The sequence below is a fragment of the Pseudalkalibacillus sp. SCS-8 genome (assembly GCF_040126055.1).
Classification (GTDB): Bacteria; Bacillota; Bacilli; order Bacillales; family Fictibacillaceae; genus Pseudalkalibacillus; species Pseudalkalibacillus nanhaiensis.
Genome location: NZ_CP143541.1, coordinates 1,504,995 through 1,525,235, shown reverse-complemented (window position 1 = coordinate 1,525,235; position 20,241 = coordinate 1,504,995). Strand labels below are relative to the sequence as shown.

Below are 20,241 nucleotides of genomic sequence, written 5' to 3'. Positions count from 1 at the left end.
TGATTTTAAAGGTGCTTTTCAATTTGTTGCACTGATTATCTCAAAGCCTGCCAGGCCTGTCAAGCATTATTTCGACGAAGTTCGTCCAGTAATGTCGACATGTCATCCGGCAATTCAGAGGTGAATTGCATCTCTTCACCTGTCCTAGGATGGATGAACCCTAACGTCTTGGCATGCAGCGCCTGTCCCTCGATCGGAAGTGTCTTTTTAGGTCCATATTTCGGATCTCCAGCTACAGGGAATTCGATATAATTCATGTGGACCCTTATCTGATGGGTTCTTCCGGTCTCAAGGATACATTCTACGAACGTATAACGGCTGAACCTTTCTATCACATTGAAATGAGTAACGGCATCTTTACTGTTTTTATCCGTGACAGCCATCTTTTGGCGATCATGGACATCACGTCCGATCGGAGCGTCGATTGTCCCTTTATTATGAGGAATGACCCCATGGACAATCGCTTCATATTTACGCGTCGTCGTCTTATCCTTCATCTGTTGCCCAAGATGCTTGTGTGCCATATCATTTTTCGCGACGACCAACAAACCAGAAGTGTCTTTGTCAATCCGATGGACAACACCTGGTCGTAAAACGCCATTGATTCCGGAGAGATCCTTACAGTGGGCCATAAGACCATTCACTAATGTGCCGTTCATATGACCTGGTGCTGGATGGCCGACCATTCCTCGAGGCTTGTTGACGACTAGTAAGTCCTGATCCTCATAGACGATATCCAATGACATCTGTTCTGGTATGACTTCCAAAGGCTCCGGTTCGGGGATTTCAATGATGATTTCATCGCCATCTGTACATTTGTAATTGGCTTTTACAAGCTCACCATTCACTTTTACCCGATTCTCTTTAATCCACTGCTGGACCTGGGATCGGGATGTTTCTTCCTGTTCACTGGCGATGACTTTATCGATCCGTTCACGATTGTTCGATTCAGTCACCTTTATTAATACTTGTTCCATATTATGTCTCCTTAGTCGTTCTACTATCTAATAAAAATGCGATTGCGATCAATCCGACTCCAATCACCAATGCGGAATCAGCAATATTAAAAATCGGAAAGTCATATGTGATAATGTAAAAGTCGAGAAAATCAACTACCTCTCCCCTGAACAGGCGATCAATGAAATTCCCGATCGCTCCACCTAGTATCAGGGCGAGTGACGTACTTAACAGTGCATTTCCTTTTGCTTCTGTATGTAAGTAATAAATAACGGCTATGATGACCACGATCGTGACGATGATGAATAGCCACATTTGCCCTTGCAGGATACCGAATGCTGCTCCTCTATTCCGATGCGAGTGCAAATAAAAAAATTCTTTGATCAAGGTAATCTGCTGACCTAATTCCATACTAGTGACGACAAGCCATTTTGTCCACTGGTCGACGATTATTACAAAAAGTGCTAGAAGATAATATCGAGCATTCTCCATGTTTCCCCCACCTTTATTTCTATCCGTTTGATTTTAGCATATTAAAGGTCGTTTCACAATGAAACAAGAGAAGTGCCAATGATTTTACGGTGAACTTATGAAAAGGAACAGTCATGGATCATGACTGTTCACCTTCATCGATGTTGGATTGTTCATTCATATATTCGTCATATTGGACATTCCGTTCAAAATTAACATGGTCTGCTCCAGTATACCCTTCAATATCGGTGGAAACGAATTGCTCGTATTCCTCTACATATCCTGTCTTATCACCATTATCAATCAGGGATGAATCTTCATAGGTCATACTGTTTTCGTTGAAAGAAGCTACTTCGTAATACGCGTTTGGATCATTGATTTCATTGTTCGTTTCCTCAGAGTAGTTTTCTTCCATCGAAGTGATGACATCTTCTTCTACAGGACGATCTGTTGAAATTTGCTGATTCGGTGACGCCTCTCTTATGGTCCGTGCGGTCGGTAAAGCCTCCAATCGTTCCATCGGAATTTGCTTCCCTGTCACCTCACATATTCCATAGGTCCCTTGTGCCATTTGGTTTAACGAGTACTCGATATCCGAGAGCTCTTCCTTCAAATGTGCGTTCAATGCAATATCCTTCTCCCGCTCGTATAATTCTGTTCCAGAGTCTGCAGGGTGATTATCATATTGCGACAATTCACCAGACGAAACATCACTTGCAAACCCACGATTCAATCCATAATGATCGTTCTGTTCGAACTCGTGCTCAATTTCACTTTTCCGGTGCTCTAACTGTCTTTTCAAGTGTTCATAGTTCATGGCCAGCTTCCCTCCAATAGAATCCTACAATTAGTTTGACCAGTGCCAGCCTTTTTACACCCATCGATTCGATCCGATTTAGTACGATCTTTGTATGAGAACCACTCGTTATTATCCCTCATTTTCCGTTTTTTGTGACTTCAGGGACATTAAACAGCTCCTAACATAATAAAAATAAGGCTGTCGAAAATTTCTCGACAGCCTTAAGGAACTTACCACAAAGGTCCGTTCTACTTATTAATAATTGTTTTTGACAACTGTTGCGCATCGTGTACATAGTGTCGGATGGTCAGAATCTTTCCCGACTGTAGTGGAAACCGTCCAGCAACGTTCGCACGTTTCACCTTCAGCAGCCTTTACGACGATACCGACTTGATCAAACACCTCTGCATCCTCAGGAGCTTCCTCTTTCGAACCAACGACTTCTGCGTCTGATACGATAAAGAATTTATCCAGCTCGGAAACACCATCCAACAACGTTTTAGCGTCAGCAGATGGGTAGAGCTTGATGGAGGCAGCAAGAGATTTCCCGATGACTTTTTCATTACGAGCATTTTCAAGTGCCTTCAATACTTCGTCACGGATATCAAGCATTTTGTCCCACTTTTCTAACAGGGCATCTGCATTGTCATATTCTTTCACTTCAGGCATGTTCGTCAATTGGACGCTCTCTTCTTTTTCACCAGGGATATACTCCCAGACTTCATCAGCTGTGTGGGCGAGAATCGGTGCGACCATTTGCGTAAGTGCCACAACACTGTCATAAAGGACCGTCTGCATGGACCGTCTCTTATGATCATCCTCCGCTTCGATATATAACGTATCCTTAGCAAGGTCGAGATAGAACGAGCTCAATTCGATCGTACAGAAATTATGAATCGCATTGTATACGCTCAAGAACTGATAATCATCATATGACTTCTTCACGCGATCGACAAGATCGTTCACCTTCACTGCCATGTATTGATCCAATTCATTCATGTCTTCAAACTTCACGCGATGCTGAGCAGGATCAAAGCCATTCAAGTTTCCAAGCATGAATCGGAGGGTGTTGCGGATTTTTCGGTACACTTCCGAAACCTGCTTCAAAATATCGTCGGATACACGTACGTCTGATTGGTAATCGACAGATGCGACCCAAAGGCGGATGATGTCCGCTCCAAGTTGTTTCATCACCTTGATCGGATCCATGACATTGCCGAGGGATTTACTCATCTTCTTCCCTTCACCATCAAGCACGAATCCATGTGTGATGATCGTTTTATACGGGGATTTACCCGTTACAGCTACGCTGGTAGAAAGAGAAGAGTTGAACCATCCACGATATTGGTCCGTCCCCTCAAGATAGACGTCTGCAGGTCGCTCCAGCTCAGGACGCTCATGTAATACACTTTGGTGGGAGGATCCTGAATCAAACCACACATCCATGATATCTGTTTCTTTCGTGAACGTACCATTCGGACTATGTTCAGATGTGAAGCCTTCTGGTAGAAGGTCTTTCGTATCCCACTCGAACCAGACGTTCGATCCATGCTTTCTGAACAAGTTTGAAATATGTTCAATCGTTTCAGGCGTGATGATCGGTTCGCCATCTTCACCATAGAAGACCGGAATCGGCACGCCCCATGCTCTTTGACGGGAAATACACCAATCGTCACGGTCCTTGACCATGTTGTGAAGACGTGTTTCACCCCAATGTGGGTACCATTTTACATTTTTGATTTCAGATAAAATCTGATCCTTGATTTTATCGATGGAAGCAAACCATTGGTCTGTAACACGGAAGATGATCGGCTTCTTCGTTCTCCAATCATGCGGATAGGAGTGCGTGATGAATTCCAGCTTGAGAAGAGCACCAATCTCCTTCAGCTTCTCCGTAATCGGTTTGTTTGCTTCGTCATAAAACATGCCTTCATATCCAGGTGCTTCTTCTGTCATATAGCCCTTATCGTCTACAGGGCAAAGGATACCAAGGTTATAGCGTTTACCGACTTTAAAGTCATCTTCACCATGACCCGGTGCGGTATGAACACATCCTGTACCTGAATCAGTTGTTACGTGATCACTTAATACGACGAGGGAATCACGATCGAACAATGGATTCGTTGTAACCACATGTTCAAGTTCAGATCCCTTCATTTTTTTCAACACTTGGGTATTTTCCCATTCTAATGCGGTCGTTAGGTGTTCCAGAAGGTCCTCTACGATGACGTACTTACGACCATCCGCTTCCACGACAATATACGTGTAATCCGGGTGGACAGAAATCCCCAAGTTTGCCGGCAAGGTCCATGGTGTCGTTGTCCAGATAACAACCGATACATCCTGATCAAGCACACCTTTGCCATCCTTGACAGGGAAAGCCACATAAATGGAAGGAGACCGTTTATCTTTGTACTCGATCTCCGCTTCAGCGAACGCCGATTCAGAAGAAGGTGACCAATAGACAGGTTTTTTACCTTTATAGATAAGTCCTCTATTCGCCATTTCTCCAAACACTTTGATCTGTTCTGCCTCATACTCCTTATTCAGGGTGATATATGGATTTTCCCAGTCCCCTCTGACACCTAGACGCTTGAACTGTTCTTTCTGAAGTTTCACTTGTTCCATTGCATAGTCCGCACACATCTTTCGGAATTCTGCGATGCTATGTTCTTTACGATTGACTTTTTTCTTTTTAGCCAGGGCCGTTTCAATCGGCAGACCGTGCGTATCCCAACCTGGGACATACGGAGCATTGAACCCATTCATCGATTTATACCGTACGATGATATCCTTCAAAATTTTATTTTCAGCATGACCTAAATGGATGTCTCCATTTGCATAAGGAGGGCCATCATGCAAAATGAACTTTGGAAGGTCTTTATTCTTCTCCTGCACCTTCTCATAAACCTTTTCATTTTCCCATTTCTCCTGAATCTTAGGCTCCTTATTTGGAAGACCGCCACGCATTGGGAAGTCTGTCTTCGGCATCAACAAAGTATCCTTATAATTCATATGTCTTTCCTGCCTTTCCATCTTCATTCTTCATTTTAGTTTCATTCCATCAAAAAAACCTTCTCATCCCATATAGGGACGAGAAGGTTGCTCGCGGTACCACCCTAATAGGCACATGATTCCAATACCAATCATGACCCACTTAGCATTCGTAACGTGAATGAACCGCCTTGGCTTACTGCTTCTTTCAGCCAGGAACTCCGGGGTGATTTTCCGATATCAGAATCCTTGCCAGGCTCACACCATGCCCTGACTCGCTAGGAAGGCTCCTGAAACGTACTGTCCCCATCTTAGTCTTCGTATCTTACTGTTTAAGTAGTATATCGGATTTCAAAGCCCTTCGTCAAGTGACGTTGGCGTTCTCTTTCGTTTCATCAAGCTGATACTCTTCTTCCTCTTCTTCAGGAGGCATGAGTTGATCCCAATCTTCATTCTTGAGCATTTCCAGCTGCGCTTCAATCAACATACGGAATCTTGTCCTGTAAACTGAAGATTGTTTCTTCAATTCCTCGATATCCAGCATGACTTTTCTAGACTTCGCAAGTGCTTCATTAATAATACGGTCTGCATTTTTTTCAGCTTCCTTAATGATCAGACGCGCTTCTTTGTTTGCATTGCGTTTTACTTCTTCCCCAGTTTCTTGGGCAACTACGATGGACTTGTTCAATGTTTCTTCAATGTTTGTAAAATACGATAGCTTTTCTTCCATTTTCGTGAGTTTTTCTTGAAGATCCTTCTTCTCCCGGATCACAGACTCGTAATCCTTGATTACTTGATCCAGAAATTCATTCACTTCATCTTCATCATATCCACGAAATCCACGATTAAATTCCTTGTTATGAATATCCAATGGTGTTAAAGGCATGACGCCACCCCCGTATCGATGTCTTTACTATCTTTCTTTTTCGACAGTTTACAGATTGATTCCTGCTGTTCAGCTGGATTTTTTTGTACCCAACGATATTTTCCATTTTCCCTTTTTGCTCTGTCCTTCAACAGCGATAAGCTTTGCACGTCCAAGTCCCCTTATTGAAATCTGGTCCCCAGCCTCTAATAAACTGGAAGGTTGTTCGACAATTTTCCAATTCAGCTTTACTTTTTTGTTTGTGATATAAGGCGATACTTTAGACCTTGAAAGACGAAAGGCTTCCGCAAGGACTGTGTCTAGACGTAAAGAAGATACCGTGCATTGAGCAAAGGTCCAATCCTCTTGCGGCGGTTGAAGCTGTGCAGTCGTAATTTCTTCCACTTTCACGTTTGTCTTTCCGATGGAGGTCAAATTCAAGCGGACGTAATCTGCAATTTCCGCAGCAACGATGATCTGGCATATTCCTTCCCCCAACAGGATATCACCGAATTTCTTCCGCTTCACCCCCAGGCTCATCAATGCTCCCAAAACATCTGAATGCTTTAAAGTGACGAATTTCGATGGATAATCGATTTGGAGACATTGAACATCAAAGTCACTTTCCTGAGGGTCATAATAAATGGGGTACAGCAAGGCTCTTGTACGTTCTATGCCTTGGTACCCCTTCCACATATTGAATCGGATGTCATCGTTCTTGCCAATTAGACTTTGCAAAATATGCTGTTCTCTCGGATCGAGAAAGTTAGTTACTTTCATCCTGTATTGGTCAATGACGATGTTCCGCCATTCCATAACCCGATCGATGAACGGCTGCTCTTCTGGTCTGAAATGCTCGTATATCGACACTTCTTCCACCTACAGCATGCTGAAAAGGGAACGAACGCCGATTTCAGCAAAATAAAGAGCAAACAAAGCTGCAATCGGAGATAAGTCGATCATTCCTAAAGGTGGTATGATCTTACGGAATTGGGATAAGAACGGTTCACAGATTGAACCCAGGAATTGTCCAAAGGCCGATTCTCTTGCATTAGGGACCCAGGACATGAAAATGTAAATGATGATCAGCCATCGATAAGCACTGATCGCGTAAATTGCAATCGTTTCTAGCATTCTCTATTACCACCCTTTTTCTCTTCTATTGTTCTCCTGCCATTTCGGAGATCGCACCCGATACATCCACATTGTCTGGTGTACAGAGGAAAGTGTTGGGACCGAGCTTCTGGATATCTCCACCGATGGCATATACGGTGCCGCTGAGGAAATCGACGATCCTTTTCGCCTGGTCCAGAGGAATCCGTTGGAGATTCATGACCACTGCTCTTCTGTTCTTTAGCTGGTCTGCGATCTCCTGTGCTTCAGAATATGTTCTCGGCTCGAGCAACATGACTTTTACCTGTTGCTGCACACTCTGAAGGCTTACAATATTCTGGCTCTTCTGATCCCTTCTGGAACGGCTCAACGTTTCATATTCTTCACCAGCGTCTTCCGACTCTACACCATACTCTTCTTCTTCATAAAGTTCGTCATCAAAAGCGAAAAAATGTTTCAACTTTGATTTTATACCCATGGTGAGCCTCCTTAAAATTCTTTTCCAACAAGTGAAGTACCGATTCGGACAAATGTTGCCCCTTCCTCTACAGCAATGGCATAATCATTCGACATTCCCATGGAGAGCTCTTGGCAAGGGGCATGGGAAAGCTTCATCGCCTGGACCTCCATTTGTAGTCGTCTCATTTCTCGGAAGTATGAACGGAGCCTTTCTTCATCCTCAATGAAAGGCGCCATCGTCATCAGACCGACAACCTCGATTGAATCATAATCGGACAACTTTCGGATGAAATCGGGCAATTGATCAGGGTTTATGCCATGCTTGGAATCCTCCCCTGAAACGTTGACTTGCACGAAGCATTTGATTTTCTTCTCTGCCCTTTTTTGTATTTCTTTTGCCAGAGACATCCTGTCCAATGAATGGATATAGTCGACCTTGTCGATGATCGACTTGACTTTCCGTGATTGCAACGTGCCTATGAAATGCCATGCGACGTTGCCGTCAATTTGTTCATATTTATGTAAGAATCCATCATCCCGATTTTCACCTAAGTGGGTCACACCTGCGGAAACAGCTTCTTGAGCTGTATCAACGCTTACGTACTTTGTCACAGCAATGATGGATACTTCATCTGCATTTCTTCCGGAATGTTGACATGCATCCTCAATCTGCTGCTTTATCATCTGCAAGTTATTTTGAATACTCAATGTAATTAATCTTCACCACCTATAACAACTTGATGAAACCAAGCATCCTGCCTGTTTGACCTTTTTCCTTCCTATGTGAAAAGAAGGTCGAGACTTCACAGCTTGTACAATGATCTGAGACTTGGATGTTCTTCTCAGGAATCCCTGTTTGAAGAATCAATTGCTGATTCAGCCGCTGTAAACTCAACATGAATTTGTCTTCAGAATCCTTCCGAGTATATGGGCTATATCGAGAATCAGCCACCTTGTCCACATTGGAGATGACACGTTCATCAACTTCATAACAACATTGTTGGATGGATGGGCCGATCCATACCTTGATATCCTCAACTGGAATACCTTCATCCTGTTTCCAAAGCTCGACCATATCTCGTGCAATGCCGAGAACAGAGCCTTTCCATCCAGCATGTACAATACCTACAATGGAATGACCAGGAGCTGAGAAGAAGACCGGTACACAATCTGCGAAAGCGAGTGCAAGTACTGTGTCGCGATCTTTCGTGTACAAACCATCTTTCCCTATCATTCCCGTTTTCATTATGGTTGAACCCTTGCCACGATCACCAGCACTGACTTTTTGGATTTCCTTTCCATGAACTTGTTCGGCGAAGACCCATTGGTCAAGGGTCGTACCTAGCGCCTCAGCAAGTTTGATGCGATTCCGAACCACATCATTGGGATTGTCGTTCACATGCAGTCCAAGATTCAAGGATTGAAATGGCTTGTCACTGAATCCTCCATGCCTTGTTGAAAATCCAGCTACAACTGGGTTATGTGCAACATCTGATTTCATTTGAATATCAAAGAATGTTTCATGTTTTAATTGGAACGGTTCAGCCATTTTCAACCCTCCTTGAACATCGATACCCGGCTGTCGATTGTTCTGATTGCTCCCCTTATTTTATCACAAGTTGTTGAATTGTTGGAGAATTGGATACAAGCTTTTAATTTTTCGTAGAATTATGGAACCCTTGAGGTGACAGTTGGTTTTCCGCTTGATCTTCAAATCTGACCAAGATTACGTCTTTGCCGATTTTCACGATATCTCTCCAGGGGATGATAATATCATTTTCCTTTCGCATGAATCCCATCATACGGCCGGCTCCTGGAATGACGATCGCTTCAATTTTTCCTGATCCAAGATTGATCTCAAGGTCCGCGATATGGCCCAATTTTCTACCATTGGAAACATTGACAACATCTTTTACCTGAAATTCGGATATTTTTATCACCGTTTACTCCCGCCTTTCAAATTACGTGCTAGGTTATACAAGGCTCCTCTCTAAAATATATGAGAAATTCATTTAAAATGAACAAAAAAAGCACTGACCCTCATGGATCAGCGCCGATTCACCTATTTAACTGCTTTGAATGCTCTTGTTCATTTGATTGATTGCCGCTTTTTCCAATCGTGATACTTGTGCTTGAGAAATACCGATCTCTTCTGCAACTTCCATCTGGGTTTTCCCCTGGAAAAACCGCATAGTAAGAATCATCTTCTCCCGTTGGTTTAGTCGTGTCATCGCTTCTCGTAATGCGATTTCTTCAATCCATTGATAATCCTTCTGTTTATCATCGCTGATCTGATCCATGACGTAGATCGGCTCTCCCCCATCATTGTAAATCGGTTCAAACAAAGAGACGGGGTCCTGGATCGCATCCAGTGCGAAAACGACCTCTTCTTTCGTCACATCCAATTCGCGAGCAATTTCAGTCGGGTTCGGCTCTCTGGACTCCTTACTGACAATCTTATCGCGTACTTGCAGCGCTTTGTAAGCGATATCCCTTAATGAGCGTGACACTCGGATCGGATTATTATCCCTTAAATAGCGTCTGATTTCTCCGATGATCATCGGGACTGCATAAGTGGAAAATTTGACGTTCTGACCTAGATCGAAGTTGTCAATCGATTTCATAAGTCCGATACATCCGACTTGGAACAGGTCATCGACATATTCTCCACGATTATTGAATCGTTGGATGACACTCAATACTAATCTTAAGTTTCCATTGACTAATTTTTCTCTTGCTGACAAATCACCATTTTGCATTTCTTTGAACAAAATCCGCATTTCTGTGTTCTTCAAAACTGGAAGCTTAGATGTATCCACACCACAAATTTCAACTTTATTTCGTGTCATATCTTCCCCTCCAATTGGGAGTAACTGTCAAAACTAAGTATCTCCGCAGGAGGGATTTTTATGCACAAGCTTTGAAATTGTCTTCGTAATCGTGTTACATCATCTTGTTGAATTCTTTCTGCAATCGTTTAATGATCCGCTTTTCAAGCCTTGAAATATAAGATTGGGAAATCCCTAATAAATCTGCAACATCCTTTTGGGTTTTCTCCTCTCCACCAGCAAGACCGAATCTCAGTTCCATGATTTGCTTTTCCCTTGGTGATAAGGAATAAAGGGCTTTGACGAGCAATTTCCGATCGACACTCGCTTCGATGTCTCTCGTAATGATATCTTCTTCAGTACCTAGTACATCTGACAATAAAAGCTCATTCCCGTCCCAATCCACATTCAAAGGCTCGTCGAAGGATACCTCAGAACGGGTCTTATTATTGCGTCTCAGATACATCAGGATTTCATTCTCGATACAGCGTGAAGCATAGGTTGCAAGCTTAATTTTCTTTTCTGGATTAAATGTATTCACCGCTTTAATCAGTCCGATTGTACCGATACTGATGAGGTCCTCAATGTTGATCCCCGTATTTTCGAATTTACGTGCGATATAAACGACAAGCCTTAAATTCCGCTCAATCAAGACCGCTCTGGCTGCTTTATCCCCTTTAGGCAATTTCTTCAGAAGCAAGGCTTCCTCGTCTTTTGATAAGGGGGAAGGCAGAGCCTCGTTTCCGCCTATGTAATAGATCTCTTCTGTCTTCACACCCAGTTTGATCAAAAGCTTATACCATATTAATGTCAATCGAAGTTTTAGCTTCGTCATTCCATATCCTCCTCTGTTTTTGGATTTTCTTATGAGGCCGAAGATGTCACAGTAGAATCAGCAAGCATTTTCGGATGAAGAATTGCTTGATATTCCCCTTCCCCTGAAATATTTGTGAAGGAAAGACCGACAATGACATTGCTGGTCTCATACTTTATCCCTTGCTCCCAAATTTGAATTTGATCCGCTTTAACACCCATGAGGAATTGATTGGAGCTGCCGACGGCACGATAAGGGATGATTCGCATCCGGTCCATCCATGGATTTGTATCATTATCCATTTGGCCGATTGCATCCATATAATCTGTATGCTTGACGACTTCTTCTGGAAGTTGATCTCTAAATTCAGCCACGTCCAATATTAATACAGGTGATTTTGATATCGGATCATGTAATTGATTTCCACTGTCCAATAGGCCATGCCCGTGCAATGTAATCGAACCGATTTTCAATTCGAATTTCAAAACTTGATCATACTTGAGCTTGCGTACAACAACATCACCGATTCTACGCTTCGTAAAATAAATCATAAAAGGAATCATAAGGACGACAAACAACCAGCTTATTGGGTCTCCCATTCCGGTAGAGCGGGTTGTCAATACATTGTCAGTGAATTGCGCCTCTGTTTGAAGGAAATAGTGCGCACCTAATATTCCACCTCCTGTAATGAACGTTGAAAAGTAAAACATGAATAGACCTTTTACAAAATAAGTGAAACGCTTATAACCGAATGTTATGAAAATGATGATGACAGAATAGATGAATTTAACGACGGGATGATAGACGAGGTCAGTATTCATAAATAGAAACAATACATATAAAGAACCTACGAATGCACCAGTAAATAGTTTTCCGAGCGTTATATGCCTTTTCAATATGACTGCAGTCAACCATAATAATAAAAAATCGATACAGAAATTAAGAAACCAAATGACATCCAAGTATATCGTCATTGGCTGCTCCTTTCTATAGTGGAACGTTGCATTCAGTATAGCGTAAGGCATTTATGATTGTCTGTCGGTTTATAGGGTGTACGACCCATTAATTTTGCAAAAAGGAGAGGGGTTTTGTCGGTGGATAGAAAGGGAGAATGAATCTCACGAATCAATGATCAATAAAAAAAGCTGACACATAACTTGTGTCAGCTCTAAACTTCTTGTGTTTATCGACGGCGGTTCCTGTTTCTGAGGAATGCCGGGATGTCGAGCGTATCATTGATATCCGTCTGAGGAGACGAATTGGATGATCGTTGGCTCTCTTGCTGTCTTGGCTGTTCTTCACGAGGCTTTTGTGCAGAGGGTTGGCTCTGCTGATTATTCACGTTTGACTTCGGTCGTTGTTGTTGAGGTTTGCTTTGTCCTTGGACCTCATCAAATCCAGTTGCAATGACCGTAACGAGGATCTCATCCTTCAAGTCTTCATTGATGACGGAACCGAAGATCATATTCACATCCTCATCAGATGCAGAGGATACGATATCTGCAGCCTCATTCACTTCATAAAGGCTCAGATTGGATCCACCCGTGATGTTCATCAACACGCCTTTGGCACCATCAATGGATGTTTCAAGTAAAGGACTGGAAATGGCTTTCTTCGCGGCATCCGTAGCTCTGTTTTCTCCAGCAGCAACACCGATTCCCATCAGTGCTGAACCTTTTGATGTCATGATCGTTTTCACATCAGCGAAATCGAGGTTGATCAATCCTGGAACAGCGATCAAGTCCGAAATGCCTTGTACACCTTGGCGAAGAACGTTATCCGCTTCACGGAAGGCTTCCAGCATAGGTGTATTCTTATCAACAATCTCTAATAGACGATCATTCGGGATGACAATCAACGTGTCGACTTTTTCCTTCAAGGTTTCAATCCCGCCCACTGCATGTGTAGAGCGCTTTCTTCCTTCGAAAGTAAATGGACGTGTTACGACACCGACGGTCAATGCACCGATTTCCTTTGCAATTTCAGCAATGACTGGTGCAGCTCCTGTACCTGTACCGCCGCCCATTCCAGCAGTGACAAATACCATATCAGCACCTTCAAGAGCTTCTTCAATCTGTTCTTTGCTCTCTTCGGCTGCTTTCTTACCGATATCAGGGTTTGCTCCAGCACCTAATCCTCTTGTCAATTTCGACCCAATTTGCATCTTAACCTCAGCCTTTGAGAGGTTGAGAGCTTGTGCATCTGTATTGACGGCGATGAATTCGACACCTTGTACATTGTTTTCAATCATTCGATTGACAGCATTACTACCTCCACCGCCGACACCGATCACTTTAATCTTTGCGAGGCCATCCATATTCATATCAAACTCTAGCATTTGCGATCCTCCTAATCTACTGGTTTTCTCTCATGAGGGCTTATTCGAAGAATGTTCCGAACCATTCTTTCATTTTATTCTTTACACCTGGTTTCTCTTTTTCTACCCTCTGATCCGTATTTCTTCGTTTTTTAGCTGGTTGTTCTTCTACATGATCTTCTGCAATGGAAGCTGCGACTTCCTTACCTTGCACTTTGACATTTTTGTAGGTGAATTGTATCAATCCTACGCCAGTCGTATATTGAGCTTCACGAACACCAATATAATCTGGCATCGAAATCCTCACATTCTGGTTAAGGACGTCCCTTGCCAATTCCAGTACACCTGGCATTGCAACGACGCCTCCCGTGAGCACGAATCCACCGGCCAGTTCCTGGTATCCATTACGATGGAGCTCTTCTAAGACTAAGCCGAAAATCTCCTCCATCCTTGGCTCGATGATATGAGCTAGCTCATACTGAGAGAATTGTTGTTCGTTCGAAGACCCAATACGAGCAACTTCAAACGTCTCTTCATCTGATGCATTGTCGATGAATGCATGTCCATGTTTAACTTTAACACGTTCAGCATCTTCTGTGGTCGTTCTAAGACCAATTGAAATATCTTTAGTAACAAAGTCTCCCCCGATTGGAAGCACTTTCGTAAATTGAATGGAGCCCTGGTCAAATACTGTCAACGTGGTAGAACCTGCTCCCATATCGACTAAGGCCACACCTAGATTACGTTCATCTTTGTTCAAAGCGACGGTTCCAGCCGCCAGGGGCTGCAGACAAATATCTGCTACTTCAAGCCCGGCTCGTTCTACGCACCTAAGAATATTATGTAAAATCGTCTTCGATCCAGTAATCAAGATACCTTCCATTTCAAGTCTTACCCCGATCATTCCTCTCGGATCGTTGATTTCACCAAGTCCATCAACGACAAACTCTCTTGGAATGACATCGATGATTTCCCTCTCTGGAGGTATGGACATGACCTGAGCAGCATCTATTACTCTTGTTATATCTTCATCACGAATTTCACGATCTTCACTTGATACGGCAACAACACCGTGACAAGGCTGGAGTTGGACATGATTTCCGGTAATTCCTACAATGACGGAATTCACTTTGACTCCTACCATTCTTTCGGCTTGTTCAACAGCTTTTTTTATTGAACGAACAGTTTCATCAATATCAACGATCGAACCTTTTTTGATACCTTCTGATTTCTCGTTTCCTACTCCAATGACATTAAAGGACTCATCAGACATTTCTCCGATTATCACTTTAATATTGGATGTACCGATGTCTAAGCTAATTAAAACTTCGCTGCTGTTCATTCTTTGGCACCTCCCTTAATTTATCGACTCTTACTTGAATGATTACATTGTCCATTATTTCACTCATAATTCCAACGAAATTATGCAGGTTTTAAGCCTTATTGCCCTTTAAAACCGTATTTAAGGAATGTATTCAACATCAAACAAGCATTCCCTTTATTTTTTACAAGTTTTTTGCGTTAATTTCTCTCTGCTCCATCCACTTTCGTACTCTTTGAAAGGATCAATCGTCGAATGACTGCAATATTGTTGAAAAGCCTTACACCGAATGCAAAAATGGCAGCTAAATACAAGTCTACACCAAGATGGACACCTAGAAAAGCTAAACCTGCTGCAAGCAAAATATTAAAAAAGAACCCTGTTACAAATACTTTGTCATCGAAGGTTTTTTGCAATTGGGCACGGATCCCTCCGAACAAAGTATCTAATGCAGCGAGAACTGCAATGGATAAGTAGCTTGAATATTCATCTGGAATACGCAAGTCTGACATGAATCCAAGAAGGAGGCCAATCAATAATCCTACAACAGGTAACCACATATCAAGAATCCCCCTTCTCTTCCATGTATTTCACCCGAATTTGATCCTGATATGGCGGAACAGTCACATTATCCACCAACTCAGATGTCAACAATAGGTTTTCACGTGCAAACTCTTCTCCTGATTGAGAAGTAACCATCTCAGTATGTAACCGGTTGGAATCTTTGGAGAGGATTTTGATTTCGATTGGGAAAGGAGATAGCGGTTCATCATTGACATACGTTTTACCATTTACTTCACGAATAGGAGACGTATTGATGATTCGCTTTCCATCAATCGCTATCTCATCCGCACCATAGGTGTTCACCTCATTCAACAAACGACGAAGCAGTTCAGGCTGTAAACGTGGAACTTCATTACCTGCTAAATTTTCATCGTTTAATAATGGTTCGATTGTCAGAATGATTCCATGACCGCTAACCTTCGTTAAACCCGCATCTTTTTTCAACTCTTCCAACGTTTTTTCCAACGCTTTCACCTGAGATTCAGCGTTTTCTTTCGAATACTCGTCAATCAATTGTTCATACTTCGCAATTTCATTGTAAAGTTCCTGTTGGAGCTTCTTTTGATATTCAAGGTCTTGCCTCAATTCCCAAATATCTCTCGTATCTCTCACGATCGGTTCCCTGGTTGTCTGAAATTGGACAGCGAGCATAAAACCGAGAATGATTGTCGTTATTGTGAGTATGAGTGGTCTACGCATAGTTGGTGGTCATCCTTCCCGGGCGATGAATGGAGGTAGTTCAATGTTTACTTCCTTTTCCATACGAACCTCTATTCCATCATCCACCAATTGATCAGTGATATTACCTGAGAGATTGAGAGAATTCCATAGTATATCCGGATCGCCGATTGCAGAGATGACAAAAGGGGCAGGATGCTTAATGCCGTCTACATTGACCACAGGTCCGACGCAATTGATATAAGAGGTGTGAGAAATCCTTTGCCCATTGATGGCAACGGCCTCTGCCCCTGTAACATAAAGTTCATGTATCACCATACGGATATGTTCTTCATGAACGATGTAATCATTCGGGTTTTCAGTTGCAGGTATGTAAGAACGATCTTCAAGGGATACGACGATTCCTTGACCTTTTACAGGGACTTGTCCCACAACCTTCCGCATTTTTTTCACTTCTTCCACCAGATTGAAAGACTTCTTTTCTTGATTGGCAAGTTTCTCTTCCATCTTTGAAACAATCGACTGAGCTTTTTCAAGATCTTTCTGAAGCGATCGATTCTCTTTTTGTATGGATAAAATGGATGAGCGTAATTGGTTCTCCCGCTTCCACTGATCATTCGTAGGATGTTTTCTTTCTTGTTCAGCATAGTGATAGGAAAAGGAAATCATGAAACCGGTAACGAGTAAAACAAGTGAGTAGATTACATATTTCCCTCTAATTTTCATTCTTTGCTTTTCCCTTCCCTTCCTCCTGTTCAAAAGGCTCAAATCGTGGTGAATCCGATATATATATGATTCCTTCCCTGTTTCCATCAAGCTTATCAATGATAGAAGGGTAGTATTCCATATATTCAGCAAAATTTTCAATCCTTGAATGAACTTCGTAGCCATCATTCATGTAGAGGACAATCTGTTTTTCATCATTTTCTTGAGGTACATGATGAATTTCGGATATACGAATACGAATGCTTTCTGATAACAGGTTCAACTCATTGGCCATCGACTCGATCAATTCTTCTTTTCCCCATCGGACGAGAATCGGTGCGTTTGTCGGCACAGTCGATGCTGATATCTTCGGTAGTGATTTACCGTTTTGGAGCAATGGAAAATAGGCCCCGTCTTTTTCAAGGAAAGCAACCTTATCGAATTCGGAGATTTTGATGACGATTTTGTTAGGGAACACCTTATCGACTTGTACAGATTGAACTTGGACAAGTTTCTCAATATCTGCTTCGACAGCTTCAGGCTCGACGGACCAATAGCTCGTTTCCGTGGTCACATCGATTTGTGAGCGGATCTTTTCCTCAGCAATGACCTCGTTCCCCTTGATCTCAATCCATTTCACATGGCTCAACGGTGACTGGAAATAAACGATGACAAGGATAAGGAGAAAGAAAAAGGAAACATAAAAGATCATTCTGCGGTTGGCCTTTTGCTTCCGCTGCTCCTTCAATTTCGGAATACGATCTTCTAGAGTTGTAATTTTTTTGTTTTCCATAGGCGTTCCTCCATTTATCGAGGACAAGAAAGAGTGAAAACGGCATAACGTTTCTATGCCGTTCATACATTACCATGTCCACTCTAACATCTTCATGAACACAACGATTTAGATGTATTATAGCATAATAAAATGGAACTTTAATCCAACTTTGTGCATCCTTTTTCCTTTTTTATTTGCCCATCTTCAGCTGGATATCACCGCCCGATCATTTCCACTTCTGTTTCCATATTGATGTTGTGTTTTTCTTTAATTGTCGCTTTGACAAGGTCGATCAAATCAAGTACATCCTGTGCTTTAGCATCTCCGATATTCACGATGAAATTGGCATGCATGTCAGAAATCTGTGCTCCGCCGATCGTCTTCCCTTTCAATCCTGAGCTTTCAATTAGCTGTCCGGCGTAATTCGGCAGTGGGTTTCGGAAAACACTGCCGCAGCATGGGTGATTCCAAGGCTGTGTCTCTTTTCGGTAATCCTTGTTCTTTTGCATGACAGCAGTAATCTCATCACGATTCCCTTCTTGAAGTTGAAGAACTGCTTCAAGAACGATACCCGGCTTACTCTGCAGGATGGAAGTACGATATGAAAATGCCATCTCATCACAAGACAGCCATTCCATTGTCCCATCATCAAATAAGATATGGGCTTTCTTGAGAATATTCGACATATCCGATCCATGTGCTCCTGCATTCATGTATACAGCGCCACCGACGGATCCCGGAATTCCACTTGCAAACTCGAGACCAGCCATTCCTTTTCGACTCATAATCGTTGATAATTTCACAAGCGAGTACCCGCCACCTACGCGGATTTCGCTTTCATTTTCTTCGAGATGGTCCAGTCCTTTTCCGAGTTTGATGACCACCCCTTCAATTCCGTTATCCGATACGAGAAGATTCGAACCGCGACCAATTGCGGTCCACTTCACATCATTCTCTTTCACGATTGAGATGACGGTCTTTAAATCATCAATCGAATCCGGTTCCACCAGAATATCTGCAGGACCGCCGATCTTTAACGTTGTATGTTTTGCTAAAGGCTCATTCTCTGATACCTTGCCTACATTTGCATTTTCAAGTTGATGAATCAATTCTTTCACTTTAGTGACACCACCTTATCTACTCTATAATATTCTATGCACCTTCCATGTCCATAGCTAAACATGTTATTTTCAGTAAAATAAATACGATCCAGCTATAGCCAGCTGGTATTAACATACCCCACTGGTTGATACGGGGGCAAAAAAATAAACTTGGCAGCAGCCAAGCCGAATTTCACATACAGGTCTCTTCAGACCCTTCTCACACCTTAAGTCTAATTGAATCAAGGTGAAATGTCTACAATCAATACCGGGCATAACGGCTTATGTTCAAGAGAACACCCAAAGCCATCAACATCAAGGTCAATGACGATCCACCATAACTCAAAAACGGAAGTGTGATCCCTGTGACTGGCATCAAACCCGTAACAACGCCAATGTTGATCATGACCTGGATGGCAATCATACCGATGATCCCGATGGATAACAGACTTCCGAACAAATCTGGAGCGCCGAGCGCAATCCTTATCCCTCTCCAAAGCAACAAACCGAATAACAACAAAACGAGAGAACCGCCGATGAAGCCAAGTTCTTCTGCAAGTATCGCGAAAATGAAATCCGTTTGAGGCTCTGGAAGGTAACCGAATTTCTGTCTACTCTGTCCAAGTCCCAACCCTAGAAGGCCTCCCGGACCAATTGCATAGAGTGACTGGATGATCTGAAAGCCACTTCCAAGAGGATCGCTCCACGGATCAAGAAATGAGGTGATCCGTTTCATCCGATATGGAGCTGATATAATCAATGCGACGAAACCGATTAATCCGATAAAACCCAAGCCTATAAAATGACTGACCCTTGCACCCGCCACATAAATCATGACAACACATGTCCCCACGAGTACTGCACCCGTTCCGAGATCTGGCTGGAGCATGATCATCCCGAATGCCAACATGACAACACCAAGAGAAGGAACAAGCCCTTTCTTGAATGAGGTGATCTTCTTCTGATTCAAGGAAAGATATCTAGCCATGAATGCAATCATTGCAAGTTTGGTGAATTCGGAAGGCTGGATCGAAAATGCACCGACACCGATCCAGCTTCTTGCTCCACCTCTGACCATTCCAATACCAGGTACAAGTACAGCAATCAATAAGATGAAACACGCCAATAAAAGCAGCTTCGACCACTCAGACCAAGTCCAGTAATCCACCTGCATAATCAAAAACATAGCGAAAATCCCTAACCCTGCAAATAACAATTGACGCTTGGCAAAGAAAAAGGAATCGTCGAACTTAATTTCAGCCCATTGTGCACTTGCACTATACACCGTGATAATACCAATCGCAAGCAGCGTCATAGTTACGATAACCAATACAAAGTCTGGTGCTTTCTTAGCCTTAGGCAAACAGGACACCTCAAATCCATGGGTTTAGCAATGAAATGAGCGGTACCTGTCACGTATCCAGAATCATGTTGTTTGACCGCCGTGAAAATAACAGGCTAGACAGTTCCACCCTCGATTG

General features: G+C 42.7%; 22 protein-coding genes and 1 other annotated feature. All 22 genes read right to left on the bottom strand.

Annotation, left to right across the window (positions count from 1 at the left end; translation table 11 throughout):
* Nucleotides 1-59: 59 nt before the first annotated feature.
* Entirely contained in the window at nt 60-977 is a 918-nt protein-coding gene (locus V1497_RS07900) for an RluA family pseudouridine synthase (protein WP_349410434.1), read from the bottom strand.
* 1 nt (nt 978) lies between these two features.
* Complete coding sequence (lspA, locus tag V1497_RS07895; protein ID WP_349410433.1) at nt 979-1,449, bottom strand: signal peptidase II; 471 nt, start codon at nt 1,447-1,449, stop codon at nt 979-981.
* A gap of 118 nt (nt 1,450-1,567) precedes the next feature.
* A complete protein-coding gene (locus V1497_RS07890; protein ID WP_349410432.1) occupies nt 1,568-2,245 on the bottom strand; it encodes a TraR/DksA C4-type zinc finger protein in 678 nt (225 codons plus the stop codon).
* A 237-nt stretch (nt 2,246-2,482) separates the two neighbouring features.
* Nucleotides 2,483-5,242, bottom strand: a complete 2,760-nt coding sequence (ileS, locus tag V1497_RS07885; RefSeq protein ID WP_349410431.1) for an isoleucine--tRNA ligase — start codon at nt 5,240-5,242, stop codon at nt 2,483-2,485.
* Between the two features lie 71 nt (nt 5,243-5,313).
* Nucleotides 5,314-5,543: a binding site (T-box leader), on the bottom strand.
* A 42-nt stretch (nt 5,544-5,585) separates the two neighbouring features.
* On the bottom strand, nt 5,586-6,107 hold the full coding sequence (locus tag V1497_RS07880) for a DivIVA domain-containing protein (protein WP_349410430.1): 522 nt from the start codon (nt 6,105-6,107) through the stop codon (nt 5,586-5,588).
* Between the two features lie 69 nt (nt 6,108-6,176).
* Complete coding sequence (locus V1497_RS07875; protein WP_349410429.1) at nt 6,177-6,956, bottom strand: RNA-binding protein; 780 nt, start codon at nt 6,954-6,956, stop codon at nt 6,177-6,179.
* 9 nt (nt 6,957-6,965) lie between these two features.
* On the bottom strand, nt 6,966-7,220 hold the full coding sequence (locus V1497_RS07870) for a YggT family protein (protein WP_349410428.1): 255 nt from the start codon (nt 7,218-7,220) through the stop codon (nt 6,966-6,968).
* A gap of 25 nt (nt 7,221-7,245) precedes the next feature.
* Nucleotides 7,246-7,677, bottom strand: a complete 432-nt coding sequence (locus V1497_RS07865; RefSeq protein WP_349410427.1) for a cell division protein SepF — start codon at nt 7,675-7,677, stop codon at nt 7,246-7,248.
* 11 nt (nt 7,678-7,688) lie between these two features.
* On the bottom strand, nt 7,689-8,366 hold the full coding sequence (locus V1497_RS07860; RefSeq protein ID WP_349410426.1) for a YggS family pyridoxal phosphate-dependent enzyme: 678 nt from the start codon (nt 8,364-8,366) through the stop codon (nt 7,689-7,691).
* Between the two features lie 19 nt (nt 8,367-8,385).
* Nucleotides 8,386-9,207: a peptidoglycan editing factor PgeF gene (gene pgeF / locus V1497_RS07855; protein WP_349410425.1), complete on the bottom strand. Its 822-nt coding sequence runs from the start codon at nt 9,205-9,207 to the stop codon at nt 8,386-8,388.
* Nucleotides 9,208-9,310: 103 nt separating this feature from the next.
* Nucleotides 9,311-9,598 (bottom strand): YlmC/YmxH family sporulation protein, encoded by a 288-nt coding sequence (locus V1497_RS07850; RefSeq protein ID WP_349410424.1) that lies wholly within the window; start codon nt 9,596-9,598, stop codon nt 9,311-9,313.
* A 126-nt stretch (nt 9,599-9,724) separates the two neighbouring features.
* Nucleotides 9,725-10,507, bottom strand: a complete 783-nt coding sequence (sigG, locus tag V1497_RS07845) for an RNA polymerase sporulation sigma factor SigG (protein WP_349410423.1) — start codon at nt 10,505-10,507, stop codon at nt 9,725-9,727.
* 94 nt (nt 10,508-10,601) lie between these two features.
* Nucleotides 10,602-11,321, bottom strand: coding sequence for an RNA polymerase sporulation sigma factor SigE (gene sigE / locus V1497_RS07840; protein ID WP_349410422.1), 720 nt, complete (start codon nt 11,319-11,321; stop codon nt 10,602-10,604).
* A gap of 29 nt (nt 11,322-11,350) precedes the next feature.
* Nucleotides 11,351-12,274, bottom strand: coding sequence for a sigma-E processing peptidase SpoIIGA (spoIIGA, locus tag V1497_RS07835; RefSeq protein ID WP_349410421.1), 924 nt, complete (start codon nt 12,272-12,274; stop codon nt 11,351-11,353).
* 209 nt (nt 12,275-12,483) lie between these two features.
* The gene (gene ftsZ / locus V1497_RS07830; protein WP_349410420.1) at nt 12,484-13,638 is read right to left on the bottom strand and encodes a cell division protein FtsZ; all 1,155 of its coding nucleotides are present in this window, start codon (nt 13,636-13,638) and stop codon (nt 12,484-12,486) included.
* 40 nt (nt 13,639-13,678) lie between these two features.
* Nucleotides 13,679-14,959, bottom strand: a complete 1,281-nt coding sequence (gene ftsA, locus V1497_RS07825) for a cell division protein FtsA (RefSeq protein ID WP_349410419.1) — start codon at nt 14,957-14,959, stop codon at nt 13,679-13,681.
* Between the two features lie 179 nt (nt 14,960-15,138).
* Nucleotides 15,139-15,498: a small basic family protein gene (locus V1497_RS07820; RefSeq protein WP_349410418.1), complete on the bottom strand. Its 360-nt coding sequence runs from the start codon at nt 15,496-15,498 to the stop codon at nt 15,139-15,141.
* Nucleotide 15,499: 1 nt separating this feature from the next.
* On the bottom strand, nt 15,500-16,201 hold the full coding sequence (locus tag V1497_RS07815; protein ID WP_349410417.1) for a DUF881 domain-containing protein: 702 nt from the start codon (nt 16,199-16,201) through the stop codon (nt 15,500-15,502).
* 9 nt (nt 16,202-16,210) lie between these two features.
* Nucleotides 16,211-16,906 carry a DUF881 domain-containing protein gene (locus tag V1497_RS07810; protein ID WP_349410416.1) on the bottom strand — a complete coding sequence of 232 codons (696 nt, stop codon included), beginning with the start codon at nt 16,904-16,906 and terminating at the stop codon, nt 16,211-16,213.
* On the bottom strand, nt 16,896-17,678 hold the full coding sequence (locus V1497_RS07805; protein ID WP_349410415.1) for a cell division protein FtsQ/DivIB: 783 nt from the start codon (nt 17,676-17,678) through the stop codon (nt 16,896-16,898). The genes V1497_RS07810 and V1497_RS07805 overlap by 11 nt, the downstream gene beginning before the upstream one ends.
* Before the next feature lie 197 nt (nt 17,679-17,875).
* Complete coding sequence (gene murB, locus V1497_RS07800; protein WP_349410414.1) at nt 17,876-18,778, bottom strand: UDP-N-acetylmuramate dehydrogenase; 903 nt, start codon at nt 18,776-18,778, stop codon at nt 17,876-17,878.
* A 244-nt stretch (nt 18,779-19,022) separates the two neighbouring features.
* Entirely contained in the window at nt 19,023-20,123 is a 1,101-nt protein-coding gene (spoVE, locus tag V1497_RS07795; RefSeq protein ID WP_349410413.1) for a stage V sporulation protein E, read from the bottom strand.
* Nucleotides 20,124-20,241: the final 118 nt, after the last annotated feature.

Excerpts from the sequence above, each read along its gene's own strand:
- V1497_RS07900 (WP_349410434.1), bottom strand. The coding sequence starts at position 977 with ATGGAACAAGTATTAATAAAGGTGACTGAATCGAACAATCGTGAACGG.
- lspA (WP_349410433.1), bottom strand. The coding sequence starts at position 1,449 with ATGGAGAATGCTCGATATTATCTTCTAGCACTTTTTGTAATAATCGTC.
- V1497_RS07890 (WP_349410432.1), bottom strand. The coding sequence starts at position 2,245 with ATGAACTATGAACACTTGAAAAGACAGTTAGAGCACCGGAAAAGTGAA.
- ileS (WP_349410431.1), bottom strand. The coding sequence starts at position 5,242 with ATGAATTATAAGGATACTTTGTTGATGCCGAAGACAGACTTCCCAATG.
- V1497_RS07880 (WP_349410430.1), bottom strand. The coding sequence starts at position 6,107 with ATGCCTTTAACACCATTGGATATTCATAACAAGGAATTTAATCGTGGA.
- V1497_RS07870 (WP_349410428.1), bottom strand. The coding sequence starts at position 7,220 with ATGCTAGAAACGATTGCAATTTACGCGATCAGTGCTTATCGATGGCTG.
- V1497_RS07865 (WP_349410427.1), bottom strand. The coding sequence starts at position 7,677 with ATGGGTATAAAATCAAAGTTGAAACATTTTTTCGCTTTTGATGACGAA.
- pgeF (WP_349410425.1), bottom strand. The coding sequence starts at position 9,207 with ATGGCTGAACCGTTCCAATTAAAACATGAAACATTCTTTGATATTCAA.
- sigG (WP_349410423.1), bottom strand. The coding sequence starts at position 10,507 with ATGACACGAAATAAAGTTGAAATTTGTGGTGTGGATACATCTAAGCTT.
- sigE (WP_349410422.1), bottom strand. The coding sequence starts at position 11,321 with ATGACGAAGCTAAAACTTCGATTGACATTAATATGGTATAAGCTTTTG.
- spoIIGA (WP_349410421.1), bottom strand. The coding sequence starts at position 12,274 with ATGACGATATACTTGGATGTCATTTGGTTTCTTAATTTCTGTATCGAT.
- ftsZ (WP_349410420.1), bottom strand. The coding sequence starts at position 13,638 with ATGCTAGAGTTTGATATGAATATGGATGGCCTCGCAAAGATTAAAGTG.
- ftsA (WP_349410419.1), bottom strand. The coding sequence starts at position 14,959 with ATGAACAGCAGCGAAGTTTTAATTAGCTTAGACATCGGTACATCCAAT.
- V1497_RS07820 (WP_349410418.1), bottom strand. The coding sequence starts at position 15,498 with ATGTGGTTACCTGTTGTAGGATTATTGATTGGCCTCCTTCTTGGATTC.
- V1497_RS07815 (WP_349410417.1), bottom strand. The coding sequence starts at position 16,201 with ATGCGTAGACCACTCATACTCACAATAACGACAATCATTCTCGGTTTT.
- V1497_RS07810 (WP_349410416.1), bottom strand. The coding sequence starts at position 16,906 with ATGAAAATTAGAGGGAAATATGTAATCTACTCACTTGTTTTACTCGTT.
- V1497_RS07805 (WP_349410415.1), bottom strand. The coding sequence starts at position 17,678 with ATGGAAAACAAAAAAATTACAACTCTAGAAGATCGTATTCCGAAATTG.